The 17,059-nt window shown below is 39.3% G+C and carries 15 protein-coding genes; 3 read left to right on the top strand and 12 right to left on the bottom strand.

Annotated features, from left to right (window positions below):
* The 10 genes from BN1206_RS00655 to BN1206_RS00610 form a co-directional block, all read right to left on the bottom strand.
* A partial coding sequence (locus BN1206_RS00655) for a helix-turn-helix domain-containing protein (RefSeq protein ID WP_156172723.1) occupies positions 1 to 565 on the bottom strand: 565 nt, incomplete at its 3' end.
* Between the two features lie 156 nt (positions 566 to 721).
* The gene (locus BN1206_RS00650) at positions 722 to 1,057 is read right to left on the bottom strand and encodes a hypothetical protein (RefSeq protein WP_052542741.1); all 336 of its coding nucleotides are present in this window, start codon (positions 1,055 to 1,057) and stop codon (positions 722 to 724) included.
* Positions 1,058 to 1,248: 191 nt separating this feature from the next.
* Positions 1,249 to 2,511 carry a tyrosine--tRNA ligase gene (gene tyrS / locus BN1206_RS00645; RefSeq protein WP_013437047.1) on the bottom strand — a complete coding sequence of 421 codons (1,263 nt, stop codon included), beginning with the start codon at positions 2,509 to 2,511 and terminating at the stop codon, positions 1,249 to 1,251.
* A 259-nt stretch (positions 2,512 to 2,770) separates the two neighbouring features.
* Positions 2,771 to 3,865: a hypothetical protein gene (locus tag BN1206_RS00640; RefSeq protein ID WP_052542739.1), complete on the bottom strand. Its 1,095-nt coding sequence runs from the start codon at positions 3,863 to 3,865 to the stop codon at positions 2,771 to 2,773.
* Positions 3,866 to 3,962: 97 nt separating this feature from the next.
* Positions 3,963 to 6,953 (bottom strand): LTA synthase family protein, encoded by a 2,991-nt coding sequence (locus BN1206_RS00635; protein ID WP_052542738.1) that lies wholly within the window; start codon positions 6,951 to 6,953, stop codon positions 3,963 to 3,965.
* Between the two features lie 41 nt (positions 6,954 to 6,994).
* Complete coding sequence (locus tag BN1206_RS00630; RefSeq protein WP_052542736.1) at positions 6,995 to 7,612, bottom strand: glycerol-3-phosphate acyltransferase; 618 nt, start codon at positions 7,610 to 7,612, stop codon at positions 6,995 to 6,997.
* Positions 7,612 to 8,709 carry an LCP family glycopolymer transferase gene (locus BN1206_RS00625; RefSeq protein ID WP_052542734.1) on the bottom strand — a complete coding sequence of 366 codons (1,098 nt, stop codon included), beginning with the start codon at positions 8,707 to 8,709 and terminating at the stop codon, positions 7,612 to 7,614. Before BN1206_RS00625 ends, BN1206_RS00630 begins: the two co-directional genes overlap by 1 nt.
* A 101-nt stretch (positions 8,710 to 8,810) precedes the next feature.
* Positions 8,811 to 9,371 (bottom strand): aldose epimerase family protein, encoded by a 561-nt coding sequence (locus BN1206_RS00620; RefSeq protein WP_013437042.1) that lies wholly within the window; start codon positions 9,369 to 9,371, stop codon positions 8,811 to 8,813.
* 63 nt (positions 9,372 to 9,434) lie between these two features.
* Positions 9,435 to 10,037 (bottom strand): pyroglutamyl-peptidase I, encoded by a 603-nt coding sequence (gene pcp, locus BN1206_RS00615; RefSeq protein WP_013437041.1) that lies wholly within the window; start codon positions 10,035 to 10,037, stop codon positions 9,435 to 9,437.
* A gap of 216 nt (positions 10,038 to 10,253) precedes the next feature.
* Positions 10,254 to 10,946: a 2,3-diphosphoglycerate-dependent phosphoglycerate mutase gene (locus tag BN1206_RS00610; protein WP_013437040.1), complete on the bottom strand. Its 693-nt coding sequence runs from the start codon at positions 10,944 to 10,946 to the stop codon at positions 10,254 to 10,256.
* Positions 10,947 to 11,114: 168 nt separating this feature from the next.
* Between BN1206_RS00610 and BN1206_RS00605 the strand changes: the two genes are divergently transcribed.
* The 3 genes from BN1206_RS00605 (at position 11,115) to BN1206_RS00595 (ending at position 13,744) form a co-directional block, all read left to right on the top strand.
* Positions 11,115 to 11,879, top strand: a complete 765-nt coding sequence (locus BN1206_RS00605; RefSeq protein ID WP_013641417.1) for a DUF6612 family protein — start codon at positions 11,115 to 11,117, stop codon at positions 11,877 to 11,879.
* Positions 11,880 to 11,952: 73 nt separating this feature from the next.
* Positions 11,953 to 12,768, top strand: a complete 816-nt coding sequence (locus BN1206_RS00600; RefSeq protein ID WP_052542732.1) for a hypothetical protein — start codon at positions 11,953 to 11,955, stop codon at positions 12,766 to 12,768.
* Between the two features lie 10 nt (positions 12,769 to 12,778).
* Positions 12,779 to 13,744 (top strand): Gfo/Idh/MocA family protein, encoded by a 966-nt coding sequence (locus BN1206_RS00595; RefSeq protein WP_013437037.1) that lies wholly within the window; start codon positions 12,779 to 12,781, stop codon positions 13,742 to 13,744.
* A gap of 71 nt (positions 13,745 to 13,815) precedes the next feature.
* Here the strand turns inward: BN1206_RS00595 and BN1206_RS00590 are convergent, their stop codons facing one another.
* On the bottom strand, positions 13,816 to 15,039 hold the full coding sequence (locus BN1206_RS00590) for an ATP-binding protein (RefSeq protein ID WP_052542730.1): 1,224 nt from the start codon (positions 15,037 to 15,039) through the stop codon (positions 13,816 to 13,818).
* A 166-nt stretch (positions 15,040 to 15,205) separates the two neighbouring features.
* Entirely contained in the window at positions 15,206 to 17,044 is a 1,839-nt protein-coding gene (locus tag BN1206_RS00585; RefSeq protein ID WP_052542728.1) for a monovalent cation:proton antiporter family protein, read from the bottom strand.
* Positions 17,045 to 17,059 lie beyond the last annotated feature (15 nt).

The following is a 17,059-nucleotide window of genomic DNA, read 5'->3' as shown; positions in this document are numbered from 1 at the left end:
TAATCAGTTTTCTAAAACCAGCAATGCGGACAATTCCCAGCTTAGGCAATTTAATATGTTTAGCATCAATAAATCTAGCTGTCCCGTTATCAAGATAGGCTTCTGACTGCTTAGGATATTGACAGTTAGTCTGATATGACCAGTCGCTGCGTTTTTTGTGAAAAGTCGGAATTCCATAACCAATCTTGCGATAGTTGTTCCAAGCTTTCTGATAATTTTGAATGGCGTTGGCAATAGCGAGGCTATCAATTTCTTTAACACGCAAAAAGCTATAAGTATCACGAATATTCCTTGGCTTATCCAATAGTTCGCTATTAGTGACTACTTCTTCTGCCAACCTAGTCTCATAATTATTAAGAATAGAAAAGGCAAAAGGCATTGCTTGATATTGTCTAACAGCTAAGTAGTGCTTAGCATGATAATTGCTTCGATTGCGTCCTACATAAGAGTTGTAAACAAAGCGCTGCGCATCATAGTTTAGCTTGATGATTTTCTTTTGCTTAGAACTAGGATAAAAGCGAAGCTTAACGCCAAAATGATAGGCTAAACTGCTCATTCTTTTCATGTATTTCACCTCCTCATAGATTAGATATTTATATTTTACAGGATAAGCGAACATATGTCTCTATTTTTAGAATAAAAAAAGCTGACTGCTAGGTCAGCTTGGCCCTATCCATCCCCGCATTAAAATACGGGGATTTTCGGGCGTTTTTCATTAAATTTAGTTCTTAACAACGTCCTTGCTGTTCAACCATTGACTCTTGTTGATCTTAACAATCTTCTTGCTGTCAACCTTCTTAACTGCCTTAGCGGTGTAAGTTGAACCCATGGTAACCTTAGCACCGGTCTTCTTAGCGTTTTGGTTGTAAATAGCAACTTTTTGATTCTTAGTATCTTTTACAACTACGAAGACCTTGTCGCCTTTCTTAATTGAAGGGTCAGTTGGAACAACTTCTGCAGTTCCTAACTTAGGAGCAGTGAATGAAGTAGCTTGTGCAACACCACTGCCGACACCGACAAGACTTAAACCAATTACCAAACTTGAAATAACTTTCATGAAAGCTTTTAGAAATAAATAAAATAACAGGCAGACTTTAAGTAAATTATTCCACTTTTTAGGCAAAATTAGACCAATTTCAGCATAAAAAATATTTTTTAAATATCGTATAGCACTAAAAAAGACAAAAAAATAGAAGGTTTAACCCTCTATTTTCGATACTGTATTTTGCTTTAAAAATATATCTTTAATTATTTGATAGTTACCAAAGTGTACTTTCTCTTACCCTTACGGATAATTACGTACTTCCCATCAAAGGCGCTTGATGGATCAACGTCGAAGTCTACGCTTTGTTCACGGTCACCGTTAACGTAAATAGCACCGTTCTTGATGTCTTCACGAGCTTGACGCTTTGAAGGTTCGATCTTGGTATCAACTAAGAAGTCAACCAAGTTCTTCTTTTCGCTACCTGCTTCAGCACTTGGAGCATTCTTCAAACCTTGTTCGATTTGAGGTACTGATAAGTTCTTGATGTCACCTGAGAACAAAGCGTCGGTGATCATTTGAGCTTCCTTCAAACCAGCTTCACCGTGAACGAACTTAGTAACTTCTTCAGCAAGTTTCTTTTGAGCAGCACGCTTCCAAGGTTCCTTTTCAGTCTTTTCAGCCAAATCTTCGATTTCTTCATGGCTAAGGAAAGTGAAGTACTTAAGGTACTTAACAACGTCACGATCGTCTTGGTTAATCCAGAATTGGTAGAATTCGTAAGGACTAGTCTTTTCTGGGTCAAGCCAGACAGCACCACCAGCTGACTTACCAAACTTAGTACCGTCAGCCTTAAGCATCAATGGAATGGTCAAACCAAATGCTGGACGATCTGCACCTTCAAGCTTGTGGATCAAGTCGATACCAGCGGTGATGTTACCCCATTGGTCACTACCACCAATTTGTAATTGAACGCCATCTTCCTTGTTCAAGTGGTAAAAGTCGATGGCTTGCAAAATTTGGTAAGTGAATTCAGTGAATGAAATACCATTTTCAAGACGGCTAGCAACAACATCCTTGTTGATCATGTTGTTAACTTGGAAGTACTTACCGTAGTCACGCAAGAAGTCGATCAAATTAAGCTTGCCAAGCCATTCTGCGTTATCACGAATTTCGAAGTTTTCAGTACCAAACAACTTCTTCATTTGGTTAGTCAAACTTTCTTCGTTGTGCTTAACTTGGTCAGCAGTTTGAAGAACACGTTCAGTCTTACGGCCTGATGGGTCACCGATTGCACCAGTACCACCACCGATTAAGATTACTGGGTGGTAACCTGCCATTTGGAATCTCTTCAAGATCATGAATGGAATAAGGTGACCGATGTGAAGTGAGTCACCAGTTGGGTCAGTACCACAGTAAAGGGCCAAATCATCGTGTTCAGCCAAGTACTTCTTTAAGCCTTCTTCGTCAGTTTGTTGGTTAATGGCGCCGCGCCACTTTAAGTCTTCTAAAATATCAAATTTTGCCATATTTTTCCTCCAATAAAAAACGCCCCTCGAGAATAAATCTCAAGGGACGACTAATTATCATCTTTAGCCGTGGTACCACCCACGTTCATGCCTATTCGGCATCTCTATCGGTTGATAAAGAAACCACCCTATCAGTATTTCGTCAAAATCGACCTGTCTAGCTCACACCAACCGCTAGTTCTCTGAACGCCGAATCGATTTGCTACTTATCGTTAAGTACGATCTTAACTAGAAAAACGGTTTTAGTCAACCGTTTAATTTAATTTTTAGGTGCATGGTAGGTAAATTCATATGGATCTGACCATTCACCTACTGGTGTTTTGTCTGCATCGATTGGACCACGATAAGTGTCACTATTTATGCCACGTACACGCACTAAATATGTTTGTCCATCAACTGGCTTAAAAGTCATGCCGTATGAAGGATTATGAAAAACTGGATCAGTTACTATTGTTGTGCTTGTACCTAATGCTTGACCTACAAGTCTTTCATTTTGGAATGGAATACCAATAGTGGCATTACCGTTAGTTGCCTTTTGGGTGAACATTAATTCATATTTCTTGGCATTATCCGCTTGAGCTACATTAACTCGTACAGCATCCTTTTCATCGGTAACTGATTTAATCTTAGATGCACTTGGGACAGTATCACTACCATCTTCAATCTTGAAATCAAAGTTATACCGACCACGTAGATTAGACAATCTTACTGTATAAGTACCTTGAGGCAAATTGTAAACAATTTTTTGGCTCTTTTCCTTAGTAAAGATGTTCAATGGATAGCCGTTACTATTAAGTTTCCAACGCAAACTGTAATATTGGTAATGGCCTGGGTAGATTGGCAAAGCATTAACGTCAAAAGTTACTTTGGAAGGCTCATCCAATTTAAACGTATAAGCATCAGTTTCATCGTAGTTGTAGAAGCCTAGCATCCCCTTGATATGATCACCACTCTTGATTTCCATTGGATGATTTACATCATTGACGTTCTTCTTAGTCTCAACTACTGTTTCAAAATCTTTGCGAATCTTAGTTAAATTCGTAAAGTTAGAGTTAACGCTAGCCGTATTAGTTGGGGTTAAATAATAGTTACCCTTGCGCAAATAAAATACTTGGTTCTTGCTTGAACCATAGTTGGCAATTTTGTTGCGTGAACTATTGGTCATCGTAAACTTAGCATTACCGTTAATTCGGACACGACCGGCCGCATTAATGTAAAAATGATATCTTTGACCCTTTTGTAAAGTTTTACGTTGACCAATTACCATATTTGGTTTGCTTGCAGCGTTAACCGGTGTAGACATAAAGGTTAAACCAGCAACACTAGCAAGTGCCATTGCTAAAATTCTCTTCATTGTTTTCACCTTTTAATCTTTATACTCATATCTATTATTTTATCATTACATAAACAAAAAGGACTAAAGCAGTGCTCTAGTCCTTTTCTTATTTATTTTAATTGTTCATCTTGTAGAAGCCCTTAGCCTTCAAACCATAAGCTTGACCAGCGGTCATATCATATTGAACCATTTCGTAATCGTTCAATATAGCTTGTTGTTCTGAAGTCAACTTCTTAGGATCTACAAAGTGACCCTTTTGGTCAACCAATTGGAAGCCCTTGTCACCATTGAAGTTAATGGTAATTGCAGGAAGCTTCTCGTGAACTTCAGTCAAAAGTGCTTGGTAAGGAGTTACCTTACTGTTTGTTTGTTCAAGCATCATAGCAGTGAAGTCACTAGTGTTGACGAAGTTAGTGTTGTGGGTCAACTTGTTCTTAGCACCATGTTCTCTTGCGTACTTGTTTGAGTAAATGAAGTAGCGAGTTGAGTGCATTTGAACTGGATACTTGCCAGTATAGTTTTGTGACAAGATGCTTGGGTAGTGGTCACCGTAGAAGACAATAGTAATTGGCTTCTTGATCTTATCGATTTGACCAATAAACTTCTTAACTGCCTTGTCGGTGTATTGCGTACCCTTGATGTAAGTTGCCATTTGTTCACGAACGGCAGCAGTGTTGAAGAGTTCACCAGATACCTTGCCCATGTATTCGTTGTTTGGATACCAGTTGTTGTAAGGCATGTGGTTTTGAATTGAGATCAAGTTAATGAATTGACCACCCTTCATGCTGTTGATTTGTTTCAAACCGTTAGCATAAGCAGTGAAGTCAGAGTTGTAAGTACTCTTACCAAGTTTCTTTTGATCAATGATCTTGTATTTAGAACCAAGGTAAACGAACTTGTTAAACTTAAATCTCTTGTAGTCTTCTACTCTTGAGTAGTAAGTACCAATGAATGGGTGAACAGCTGACTTGTAGTTGAAGTCCATACCAATGGTTGGGTAGAAGTCGTAGTTTGGTACGATTTGTACATATGGAGTCAAGGTTGACTTGAACATACCCATGTTGAATCCGGTCAAAGTTTCCCATTCCATGTTGGCAGTACCACCACCGTAACCGGCACTAAGCATGCTACCGTATGTGGCACGTTTCTTCATTGATTGGATAAACTTAACTGGGTTTGGAGTTTTTGGATCAATCTTAATTGTTGGGAAAGTATATGGATCAACAAAACTTTCACTCAAGTTGTAGACAATAGTTTGATCCTTTAAAGTATTCTTTCTTGTCTTGTTAATTTTATCAGCAAGTTTGCTGTACTTTTGGTCCAAATGCTTGATTGTAGATTCTGAATAGTTGGCTGGCTTGTTCATAATTTGCAAGTCGAAGTAGTTCAAGAAGTTCAATAATGGACCGTTAATTTGAATATCACGTTCAGGGTTTCTGAATGATTGCTTGTTGTCAAAACCACGGTTGATGTGGTAGATCATACCGCCATCGTGGTTAAAGCGCATTGGTGTCATGAATAAGAGCAAGCTGAGTAATGCCCAAATACCACGACGTTTCCATGAACCCTTTTTCTTAATTGGAAACTTGATTTCAAGGAAGACACATAATGCAATGATAATGACCAATGCAACGGCAACCATAATGACTGTCTTTTGACCAACCATTGGAAGCAAGGTCTTCCAGTTTACGATTTCGTCAATTTCGGTTGGGTAAATTGGTTCACCACGAAGGTTCAACTTAATCTTGTTGGCAATAGCCCAACCAATAGTAATTACGCTGACTAAAACTGTTGAAGTCCAGTAACGCGTAGTAATGAAGTAGAAGATCGCAAACATTGCGTCAAGGAAGATAGCCGTCAAAATGATGGCGAAGAATCTAGTCCCGAGCAAGAAGATAACTGCGTTGATGTCTGTAGCAGTAGTAATTTGAATACGTAAATTGTCTGATTCGATCAAGAATGAGACGAAACTCAAGATGTAGAACCAACCCCAAGTAAGAAGTCTTACTCTGTTTTCTACAACCCAAGCAGTAAACTTGCCCCAGAGATCTTCGACAATTTGCGCCAGATTATCATGTTTATTAAAGAATGTAATTGCATTTTTGACCGGCTTAAATTTGAACAGATATCGTTCATACAAATAGTCCAAAATAAAGGCCGCAATCGTCATGATGATAATCATCAAGAACTTGTTAAATCCGGCGCTGTTAGTGAAGCGGAATGATCTTACAAAGCCGCCGATAATTGGGGCATCCATAAAGATTACAACCGGAATAAAGAAGCGTATTTCCTTAGCAGAGAAACTAACGATTACTTTTCTAAAAATCAAAAATGCGGCAAGAACCATTAAGAATAGAAATGGTGATGTAACGTTGCTTAAGAATCTTGGATTCCAAGAATAAACACCACTACGACCAGATAAACGTTGGTACCAGTAAACACCGTTAAATCCGGGAACACCGATGAACATTACAAAGAATGATACGATGCCGGCACCAATCGTCCAGCCAAATACCTTCTTAGGGATTTTGACATTAGCTAAAAACATACCCCATGCGAAGTACAAGATTAGGTAAATACCATAGATGGAGTAGTTGAAAATCATTGTACCAGCGTTAGTGGCAAATCCTACCAAAGTCAATGCACTAAGCAAAAGCAAGTTTTGCTTAGTAGTAATGCGATGTTGCAGTTCATAGATGTATGGCTGAGCCAACATACTGAAGATTAATCCAGCAAGTAGTACTGATGTACTAGTTAGTACTGGGAAAAATACGCCCCACAACTTCCACATATTAAAGCTGCCTGGTCGCTTCATAAAGTTGACCAAATACAGCAATACTAGTGTGACAACTGCCATAATCCAGAATCTGAAGGCCTCAGTTGGATGGACCTTCTTCTTGCTGTAAACAGCCCCAAAGACCATTGGCACAAGCACCATCGTGCTGCAGTCTAGCAGTCCAGGGATGTATCTCATTAAAGTGCTGAGTGGAAGTCTACCAAACAGGCTACCCCATGAGAACATTTGCACTAGCATGAAAAATGCTGCCACAATTATACAGATAATTTGGACAACACCTAGTGATTTTTTATTCTTAATCTCACTCATTTTCTTAGTCTATGTCCTTACTAAAAAATTCTTTTTTGCCATTACTTACTCTTGATCCCAAGCTTCTTCTTGATCGAGTATAAAATATCGACCTTCTTGCCATGGCCGGTAAAGAAATCTACGATATCCTTCCAAAACTTGAAGACCATGATTAAAGTAATCACCATGAAGATGATTCCTGCCTCTTGGTTTTGCAGAAATTCATAAACACTGAATAAAAGCATAAACACTAAAGGCGGAATCGTCAAATTTTGCATGATTGCTGTCAGCACGAGGGCCACCAGTAATGTCGCAAAACCAGCCTTCCAATCATAGAACACTGTGATCTGAGCTGCAACCGCAACTCCCTTGCCGCCTTGGAAATGATTCCAGAATGGAAAGCAATGTCCTAAAATCAAGCCGAGTCCGGCAAAAGCAATGTTAATGTGACCTGGAAAAGCAAAGTAAACAATAAATAAGGCAATTAAGCTTTTAAGCAAATCACCGAGACATGTTAAGATGCCCCATTTTTTACCAAAAACAGCACCCATATTGGCTGTTCCAGGATTATGTGAACCATATTGAGTAGGATTTATTTTCAAAAAGATTTTTCCGACAACCATCGCAGTCAGAAAATTACCAAAGAGATAACCGATCAGTGTCGCATAAATAGGCGTCATCAATTATCATCATCTCCCGTGTAGTCATAAATATGATAGTCTTGCGTCTTATCGCTCTTGAAACTAAAGCCATGAGCAATATTGCGCTCATTTTGGTAAGTTTCGTTATTGCTGATGGTTTCTTTTTCAAGACCTAGTTCTGTGCGAACCTTATCAGAAATTCGCTGCAATTCGCTAGTTGGTTGAACTTGATATGAAGCATCATCAATCATCGCATTATAGCCATGCAGATAGTCGCTAGAAGACGTCTTCGCACAGCCACGATAATTCGTCGCGATCTGTTGCAAAGCGCTAAATGGCAAGTTAGTGCGGACGTTGCTTGATACCGACGTTAAGATCGAATCAAGATTCGACAGCGAACTGACAGAGATTGCCTTTTTGATCAAAGTCGTAATCACTTGACGCTGTCTTTCTTGTCGGCCGTAGTCGCCGCGTGGGTCATCATAACGCATTCTCGAGTAGGCCAGTGCGCCGGCACCGCCCATGTGCGTTAATTTGCCCTTCTTAAAGATATAACCGCCATATTCAAAACTGAGCGCTGGCCGAATGTTAATACCGCCAACATAACGGATCATCTTCATGATTCCGCCCATGTTAACCACGGCATAATACTTAATCGGCACATTAATCAATTTCGAAACGCTGTCCATTGACATCTTGGCACCGCCGAGTTCATACGCGGCATTGATCTTTTCAGTTTGGAAAGAATCGGCATCAATCATCTGTGCCATCGTATCACGCGGAATAGAAATCAGCGTGTAGCGCTTCTTTGCAGGGTTAACTACAGCTAAAATCATGGTATCGGTTCTACCCCGCTTTTCCGTTCTATCCAAGGCACCGGTATCCGTACCCATCAGTAAAACGGCAAAACATTTCTTTCCATTAAATTCACCTGTAGTTTTCACTGCAGTATGGGGATCATAGGTCTTATCAACTGCATTCTTCGTTTTAAAGTAAACAGAAGTAAAGTACGCAATTGCTGCGCCAACTGCAGCTAGCACAACTAAACCAACAATCCACGGCCAAATGTGGTGTTTTCGATATTTATGATTTTGCACTCGCGTGCTTTTCGGACGATATTGTCTTTTTTTCTCCATAAGTCATACCTATATGTAAATTCACATTGAGTGTATTATAACAAAAAAAGCAAATCATCGCTGACCTGCTTCCTATATCTTATTAAAATCGTTACTTATTTTTACTTCAAAGTCAAATTTAAAGCAAAAGTCTTGCTACTTTCTGCTTCAAGCTTGATCTCATCAATAAATGCGGTAACATGATCTTCTTCTACATTTAATTTAAAATCAGTTGAAGCAACATCAATTTCATGTTTTCCATTATTTAAACTAATTTTGTTAATCCCCTCTTCAGTAGGCCAATTATTTGGTAGAACAAAACCTAATGAAAATGGCATTTCTTTATGCGAAGAATTCTTTAGAAAAAAGGTTATCTCGACTTGATTGCCCTCTAAGGCATATGTAGTCATCACTTCAAAGTGATACGGGAATTTCTTATAGCTTTTCGGTGTATCAATTAAAGTCAAACTCACTCGAGTATCGCCTTTATCAACGACAGTCCAAGGCATTTTGCTGGCCCAGTCATTATCATGATTGATCACTGGAAAAGCAATTGCCGTACCCTCTTTAGTCCCTTCTTCGCCGAGATAGTCATAATTATCAGTTACTGATATTAAGTGGGCCACCTTGGCCCCATTCTCATCGACAGAGACTTGAAAGAGAGAATCATCAATTGTCTGCATATTTTTCTCCCAACTTTAATTCTAAAGACAAAAATAGCACTTGAAGGGGGGTACTGTCAATCTTTAGCCAGCTACTGCCACTTTAATGGAAGCGGTTAACCCTTCTACCATGTCACTTAAATTCATGGATGGACGACGACCATTTTTCGCTTGGCTAGGCAAAAATGGAATGTGAATGAAGCCGGCTTTTAGGTTAGGAAATTCGCGTGCGCGCATGTATTGCACCTCGTAGAAAAGGTGGTTGCAGACGTACGTGCCAGCGGAATTTGAGACTTCGGCAGGGATGCCTATTTTTCTCATGGCAGTGACCATCTTTTTAATTGGCAATTGGGTGAAGTAACCGTCGGCACCGTCTGCTTCAATTTCGCCTTCTTTTGGACCCTTGCCTGAATTATCGGGAGTTGAGCCCGCTTGAAAATTAATAGCAATTCTTTCAGGTGTAATGGCAGCTCGGCCACCTGCTTGGCCGACGTTGATGACCATGTCTGGTTGATATTTTGTTATTGCTTCTTTAACTACCTTGGCGCTTTGATAAAAAATCGTCGGTACTTCTAGTTTAATGATTTGATTGCCGTCGATTTCATCTGGCAGCTTCTTTACGGCTTCGATAGCCGGATTAATTTTTTCACCACCAAAAGGATCGAACCCAGTTACTAAGATTTTCATACTTTTTGCCTCTTTCTTAGAAAAAAATGGCAGTTTTTCTTTGTTTATAATATAATATACTTGTTTCAAAAAATATGAAATAGAATAATATATTAAAATTTTTGGAGCAAGTTGATGAAAAAAGGCATCCCTTCCGGGGATGTCTTTTTTTTACCCTAAAAAATAAAAGAACTCCGAAAATTCGAAGTCCTTTTTGTGTGAATAACCACTATTTAATTAGTCGTCCAACTTTTCCTTGTTAACAACATCAAGGTTTTCGTCGAATGTGTAAACAACTGGTTCACCAGTCTTCATTTCGAGGTTCATGATGTCGTCGTCAGAAATGTTTTCGATGTACTTAGTCAAAGCACGAAGTGAGTTACCGTGAGCTGCGATAATTACATTCTTGCCATCAAGTAAGTCTGGAGCAATGTGATCTTCCCAGAATGGCATTACACGGTCAAGACATACGTGTAAGTTTTCTGCCTTAGGCACGATGTGTGGGTCCAAGTTTGCGTAACGACGGTCGTGAGCTTGGCTGTACTTGTTGTCGTCATCAATAGCTGGTGGCAAAACATCGTATGAACGACGCCAAATGTGAACTTGTTCATCGCCGTACTTTTCAGCAGTCTTCTTCTTGTTCAAACCTTGAAGAGCACCGTAGTGACGTTCGTTAAGTCTCCAGGTCTTAGTTTCTGGAATCCAAAGTTGGCCACTTTCTTCAAGTGCGTAGTGCAAAGTCTTGATAGCACGAGTTAATAATGAAGTGTAAGCTTGGTCAAATTCAAGACCGTGTTCCTTGATTAAACGACCAGCCTTCTTAGCTTCTTCAACACCTTTTTCTGAAAGGTTAACGTCAACCCAACCAGTAAATTGGTTTGAAAGGTTCCATTCACTTTGACCGTGACGGATTAAAACTAATTTTGACATGAAATATCTCCTTTTAAATTCAATGTTTCACCCATATTTTACACATTTCGCAGTTTTTTTCATAGAGATATGACAAAAAAACATTAATTTTTAGACATTGTTTCAAATATTTACCCTTTTGTGCTAACTTAGAACAGAAAATATTAATCAAAAAAGAAGTGCGGAATTATGGTATTCAAAAATAAAAAAATTATCATCGGCCTCATTGGCATTTTTGTCTTGCTGTTAGCAGGCTGTTCAAATAATAAATCTACTACTAAAAAAGAAAATACTTTGCCAAGTGCCAAAACGATTTTGACTAAGGCGCAAAATACCAAGTTCGATTCGATGCATACTACTTGGAACGAAACTGAAAATGGGCAAACGATTCAAAAAGCAGAAGCTCAATACGTTAAGGATCCAACAGTCATCTACGCTAATGTGGCCACAGCTTCCAACCACTATAAGATGTGGATTGAAGGTAAAAACAACTACATCCAAATGAAAGGCACCAGTTCTAGTCACTGGTTTAAGACCAAACTAGGCAAAAGCAGTTCATATGCTGTATTAACAGACAGTTTAGACAACATGCTTGATCCATTCGTTGCTACCAGCAAGAGTTTTAAAGTTAAACCCAATGGCAACGATTACGTCCTCTCTTATAAAGGAAACAATAAGAAAATTTGGAACGCCATCGTTTCCGATTCTGCGATCACTGCTTTGATCGGTATCGATTTAGACAACGTGAAACCAATCAATAATGAAATCAAAATCGACGTTGATAAAAGCTACCACATCACCGATGTAAAGGTGCTCTCTACTTATAAAGACGAAGGTCAAAAGAGAACCTTCACGATGAATGCTGATCAAATTGACCAGATCAAGAACTTAGAGGTTCCTGCCAATGTTAAAAAAGGCGCAGTCGATTTAGGAAAAATGAGCACGAACAATTAATACTAAGTCCGAATCCAAAGAGATTTGGGCTTTTTTCGTATATAATAATAGGTGTAACTATAGGAGAAAAATTATGAATACAAAACTTAAAAAAGCATTTATTGGTATTTCACTCGCTACCCTGTTCTTACTGGGTGGCTGCAGTCAGCAAAAGAAAAACACTGCCGACCCAGTTTTAACTAAAAGTCAGGTAGTGCAAAAGGCTAAAAAGAGCTTCAGAAGTGGCCAAGTCATCCAATCTGTTACCTTGGGCACTGACACTTCTAGCCAAGTAGCCTTGGCAAGCACTACCTTTGGTGGCGAATCAACTGTCTACCATATTACTAACCAAACAACCAGCAAGGGCAAGACTCGTTCAAGCGAAGAATGGGTCAACCTGAACAACGTCTACATCAATGGTCGTGATACTTGGTACAAGGCTGATCTTGAAAAATTAACGGGTCACTCATACGCAGATTTGACTGACGCGATTATGAATAATCGTTTGATCCATAATCCAAGCGACACTTTGGTTAACGCCTACAAGATGAAACGTAATAAGAAGGAAAAGACTTACATTTTGACTGCTAATATCAAAGACAAGGACTTAATGAAAAAAGCAGCAACGCCAGTCTTTAATACTGTGGCTCAAAGCTCCAACCAAGCTAAGGTCTTTAAGCAAATTCAAAAATATGGCAAGTACAAGAATATGACCGTTAAGACTGTGGTTAGAGACAACAAATTGGCTGGCTTCAACGTATTCGTTAACATGAAGCTTGGCAAGATGATGACCGTTAAGGTTGGTCAAAGTTACGGCAACTTTGGTAACCACGACTTCTTAAGAGTGCCAACTTCCGCAACTAATGCTAAGCCATTGCCAACAACTGATAATAATAGTAAGAAAAAGTAGAGGTTGAATTATGAAATTAGGAATTATCGGAAGTGGAATGATCGTCCACGATTTTTTGAAGACTGCTGATAAGATCAACAATCTAGAACTCACAGCAATTTCATCAACTGTCCGTAGCAAAGATATTGCTCGGGAATTAGCTAACCAATATGGCATTAAGAAAACCTACACTGATAACGAAAAAATGATGGTAGATCCAGATGTCGATACGGTTTACGTGGCTGTGCCAAACTTCTTGCACTATGAGATTGCCAAAGAAGCATTAGAGCATGGTAAAAACGTAATCTGCGAAAAGCCATTTGTCGAAAGCACTGAACAAGCAAAAGAATTGAAGCAGCTTGCCGACGAAAAAGATTTGATCATTCTTGAAGCAATTACCAATCTTTACTTAGAGAACTTCAAGCAAATTCAAAAAGAGCTCAAGAATATTGCCCCAATTCATATCGTGAACATGAACTATACGCAATACTCAAGCCGTTATGATGCTTTCCTTGAAGGCAAGATTGCACCAGTCTTTGATCCAAATAAAGATGGTGGTGCCTTGATGGATTTAAACATTTACAACATCCATCTTTTAGCGGCTTTGTTCGGCTTGCCTGATAAGGTTCAATATTACGCCAACATGCAAAAAGGCGTTGATACATCAGGTATCTTGCACTTGTCCTACCCTGACAAACAAGCATCCCTCACCGCATCAAAGGACAGCTACGTAACGCCACGTTCATTCATCGAAGGTGAAAAAGGCAGCATCTATATCGATGGCTCAACTGGCGAACTTAACAACTTTACAGTACAAATGCGAGGCAAAGAACCTAAGCGTTACAACTTGAATAAATACGACCACCGTATGACGAGCGAGTTTAATGCGTTTAGTGAGATCATCGATAATCATGATACGGTGAAAGCTGATGAAGCATTTGTGAATACGCTTGAGTCAATGCAAATTTTGACTGCTGCAAGAAATTCTGAGGAATAAAAAATTAAACTAAAAAAGATTGGTTATCTTCGCTACAAAAGCGTTGATAACCAATCTTTTATTTTTGCTCTCTAATCTCTTTCCAAAAGCCAATCCAAAATATTCATCTTCTGAATACCATCATAATTAGCATCCTTATTCAAAGTATCCATCGTCAATAAATACTTCGGATAAGAATCATGGATTTGTTTCAACGGACGTAATTCTCTTTCCAGCACTTTTTCGTCTAATGTAGTCAAAGCAACTTGGAAATATCTTGCTTCATTTTTGATATTCAATGCCACAAAATCAACTTCCAAATCATTGCTTCGACCGACATAAACATGCGGATATCTGCGCTTCAATTCCAAAAAGACAATGTTCTCGATGATGTGACCATAATCTTGTTGGTGATCTGGTAAAAGCAAACGCCGCAAGCCCAAATCAACAGCATAATATTTACTGTTAGCACGTAAAATCGAACGGCCGTGAATATCATATGGCTTAGCTTCGTACATTAGCAAGCTGTTCAGAATGCCTTCCACATATCGGTCAATCGTCTTATTGTCTGCTGACAGCTTAGCACTTTTCAAGGTATTAGCAATATTGCTAATCGAAATTGCACTACCAATGTCACTAAACAAAGTACGGATTACTCTCTCCAAAACAGGGACATCCCTCACCTTAAGCCTGGTAACAATGTCGGTTAAAACAATTGTCGAATAGATTCCCTGCAGATATTCCATTCTTTCTTGTTCATCTTGGACAAACAATGTATAAGGAAATGAGCTCTTCAAATACTCATTGAACATATCTGTATCGTTAGTGAATAAATCGTTCTGCTTGTGCCATTCCACAAATTCCTTGAAAGATAGTGGCAACATATTTATTTGCACATAGCGACCCGTCAGCAATGTCGCAATTTCACCACTCAAGAAATAAGCGTTAGAACCTGTGATGTATAAATCCACGTTGTCTTTAATGAACAATGAGTCAACTACTTTTTCGAAATCAGTAACGTGCTGAATTTCATCCAAAAAAATGTAGGTCATCTTGCCATTATCAAGACGATTGGTTAAATATTTATACAAAGCATGAGGATCGCGCAAAGATTCATTAGCCATATCTTCAAAATTAATGGTGATTATCTGCTCAGGTGCTACACCACTAGACCGAAGATATTCTTGAAACTGCGAAAATAAAATTGTTTTTCCGGATCTTCTAACACCAGAAACGACTTTGATAATTTGTTTTCCTTGATGTTTCTTTAAAAAATCGAGGTATTCAGTTCTAGCAACGTATCGTTTTTCTACCATATTATTCACTTCCTTGCACTAATTTTATCATCATTTGGAATATACTCCAAGAAAGCCGAATTTTTGCCCTTTATTTGGAACACATTCCAAATAAATATCACTTTTACCTCTCATTTGGAATACATTCCAAACAAAAAAGCCATCCAAATGGATGACTTCCCTAAAATTATTCATGACTACTCAACAAATTCCGTACCTGATCAGCATCCTTGAATTCACCAGAGAAGACCAAAACATCCCCCGGCTCAATCACAGTCCAGCCGTGCGGAGCCAGCCACTGATCTCCACGCCAAATTCGACTGACCGTAATCTTGTCGATAAAGTCCAAATCGGCCAAAGGACGCCCAGTGTAATGCGTATTCGTAACCTTAACTGAGTAAAGCACATTCTTCGTATCAGTAAGAATCCGGTAAACAGTTGGTGACTCAATCAACGCACGCATCAAGGCAGAACGAATATTGGTAAAGTTGAAAATTTCAATATCTCTTTGATGAAATTCGTCAACAATATCGCTATCAACCTGACTGAGTCGTGCAATTACACGCTCTACTCCAGCTTCTCTAGCATCCCTTGCCAAATCGGCATTGTTCTCATCTTGGTGACTCGCAGCCACAAAGATATCACAATCATATGCGCCAGCCTTTTCCAGCGTCTTTGTATCCAAGTCAGGTAATAAAGTAATATTCTCAACTCGGCTGTCGTAAGTTTCATAGTCGACCTTATTAGCAGTGAAAATCTTGACTGAGTACCAATTATCGTGCAAATCGTGTGCAACCGGCACCGTGAAAGCGTTGGCCCCAATAAAGGTAACGGTCTTCTTGATTCTGTCTTCCGGTGACAAAATGAAGCTTGAGTTAAAGACAATCGGACTCAAAATACATACGATAACTGCGGCCAAAATAAAGGCATCGGATTGCATTGAAGTAATGGCGTGCAATCTTCTCGCAACTTGCAAGGTTGGCAAAACAATCGTAATGGTTGTAGCAGTTAAGAAGCCGCCGGCAAAAGCATTGCGCTTTTCAAAGAATCTCATGTAGGTTAAAACAACCGGCAACTTGGCGAGCAATAAGAAAATAACCAAGACTGGCAAAAGCATTAAGGCTGAGGGATGGGTCAAGAATGAACGCAAATTCAATCTTACCCCTGTCATAATGAAGAAAATAGGAATAAAAAAGCCATAACCAATTGAGGTCAACTTATCCTTAGTTGCTTCACTTGGTTCAAGCAGCTTCATGACCATCCCAGCCAAAAAGGCACCTAAGATGTTCTCAGCCCCAACAGTTTCGGCAACAGTAACTAGTGCAAAAATTAAGAAAAATGCCAAACGAATATCTAGTTGCGTCGTTGCCTTAGTTACCTTGGCAAACCACAAATATGGTTGCTTAAATCTACGCAAAAGAAAAATTGCGGCCAAAAACAGCAAGATAATCAACCATAATTGTCCTGCATTACCACCGTTGATTGATGCATAAATGGTAAGCAAAAGCAGTGGAATAACTTCACCAAGAACAGCCGTCAACAGGATCGTCTGGCCAATTGGCCGACCCAAAATGTCCTTTTCCTTCAAGGTGGCAATCACCACGCCTAGAGCAACGGTCATCAAGATAATCGCAGCCAGCATAACTTCGCTGAACAAACCGATCCATTTCAAAACAAAGGCCAAGGCCACAGCCATGACGACGATTCCACTAAAGGCAATCACGGCTGTCTTCAGCGGATCAACCATTTTTCCGGCTTGTGATCTCCCCTTCGGATTATTCTTTCTTTGCAATAAATCGAAGTCGATTTCCATCCCTGATAAAAACATCAGTAAGATCACGCCCAGATTAGACAAAAAAGTCAGATCGTGCGTCGAAGAAATCAGGTTGAAACCACTCGATCCCATGATAATCCCCACGATAATTTCGGCTACCGCGGTTGGGACATTGCTAATTTGAAAACGAGCCATAAATATTGGAATGATTAATGCCAATAATACGACTAAGAATAGCGATAATTGTGCCATTTCTCTCCCCTTTTC

Source organism: Lactobacillus sp. OTU4228 (assembly GCF_001006945.1).
Lineage (GTDB): Bacteria > Bacillota > Bacilli > Lactobacillales > Lactobacillaceae > Lactobacillus > Lactobacillus amylovorus.
Note: the sequence above shows the minus strand (reverse complement) of the source record. Positions and strands in the feature narration are given on the sequence as shown.

Bases quoted from the DNA above. Each gene is read 5' to 3' on its own strand.
- BN1206_RS00650 (WP_052542741.1), bottom strand. From the start codon at position 1,057: ATGAAAGTTATTTCAAGTTTGGTAATTGGTTTAAGTCTTGTCGGTGTC.
- tyrS (WP_013437047.1), bottom strand. From the start codon at position 2,511: ATGGCAAAATTTGATATTTTAGAAGACTTAAAGTGGCGCGGCGCCATT.
- BN1206_RS00640 (WP_052542739.1), bottom strand. From the start codon at position 3,865: ATGAAGAGAATTTTAGCAATGGCACTTGCTAGTGTTGCTGGTTTAACC.
- BN1206_RS00635 (WP_052542738.1), bottom strand. From the start codon at position 6,953: ATGAGTGAGATTAAGAATAAAAAATCACTAGGTGTTGTCCAAATTATC.
- BN1206_RS00630 (WP_052542736.1), bottom strand. From the start codon at position 7,612: ATGACGCCTATTTATGCGACACTGATCGGTTATCTCTTTGGTAATTTT.
- BN1206_RS00625 (WP_052542734.1), bottom strand. From the start codon at position 8,709: ATGGAGAAAAAAAGACAATATCGTCCGAAAAGCACGCGAGTGCAAAAT.
- BN1206_RS00620 (WP_013437042.1), bottom strand. From the start codon at position 9,371: ATGCAGACAATTGATGATTCTCTCTTTCAAGTCTCTGTCGATGAGAAT.
- pcp (WP_013437041.1), bottom strand. From the start codon at position 10,037: ATGAAAATCTTAGTAACTGGGTTCGATCCTTTTGGTGGTGAAAAAATT.
- BN1206_RS00610 (WP_013437040.1), bottom strand. From the start codon at position 10,946: ATGTCAAAATTAGTTTTAATCCGTCACGGTCAAAGTGAATGGAACCTT.
- BN1206_RS00605 (WP_013641417.1), top strand. From the start codon at position 11,115: ATGGTATTCAAAAATAAAAAAATTATCATCGGCCTCATTGGCATTTTT.
- BN1206_RS00600 (WP_052542732.1), top strand. From the start codon at position 11,953: ATGAATACAAAACTTAAAAAAGCATTTATTGGTATTTCACTCGCTACC.
- BN1206_RS00595 (WP_013437037.1), top strand. From the start codon at position 12,779: ATGAAATTAGGAATTATCGGAAGTGGAATGATCGTCCACGATTTTTTG.
- BN1206_RS00590 (WP_052542730.1), bottom strand. From the start codon at position 15,039: ATGGTAGAAAAACGATACGTTGCTAGAACTGAATACCTCGATTTTTTA.
- BN1206_RS00585 (WP_052542728.1), bottom strand. From the start codon at position 17,044: ATGGCACAATTATCGCTATTCTTAGTCGTATTATTGGCATTAATCATT.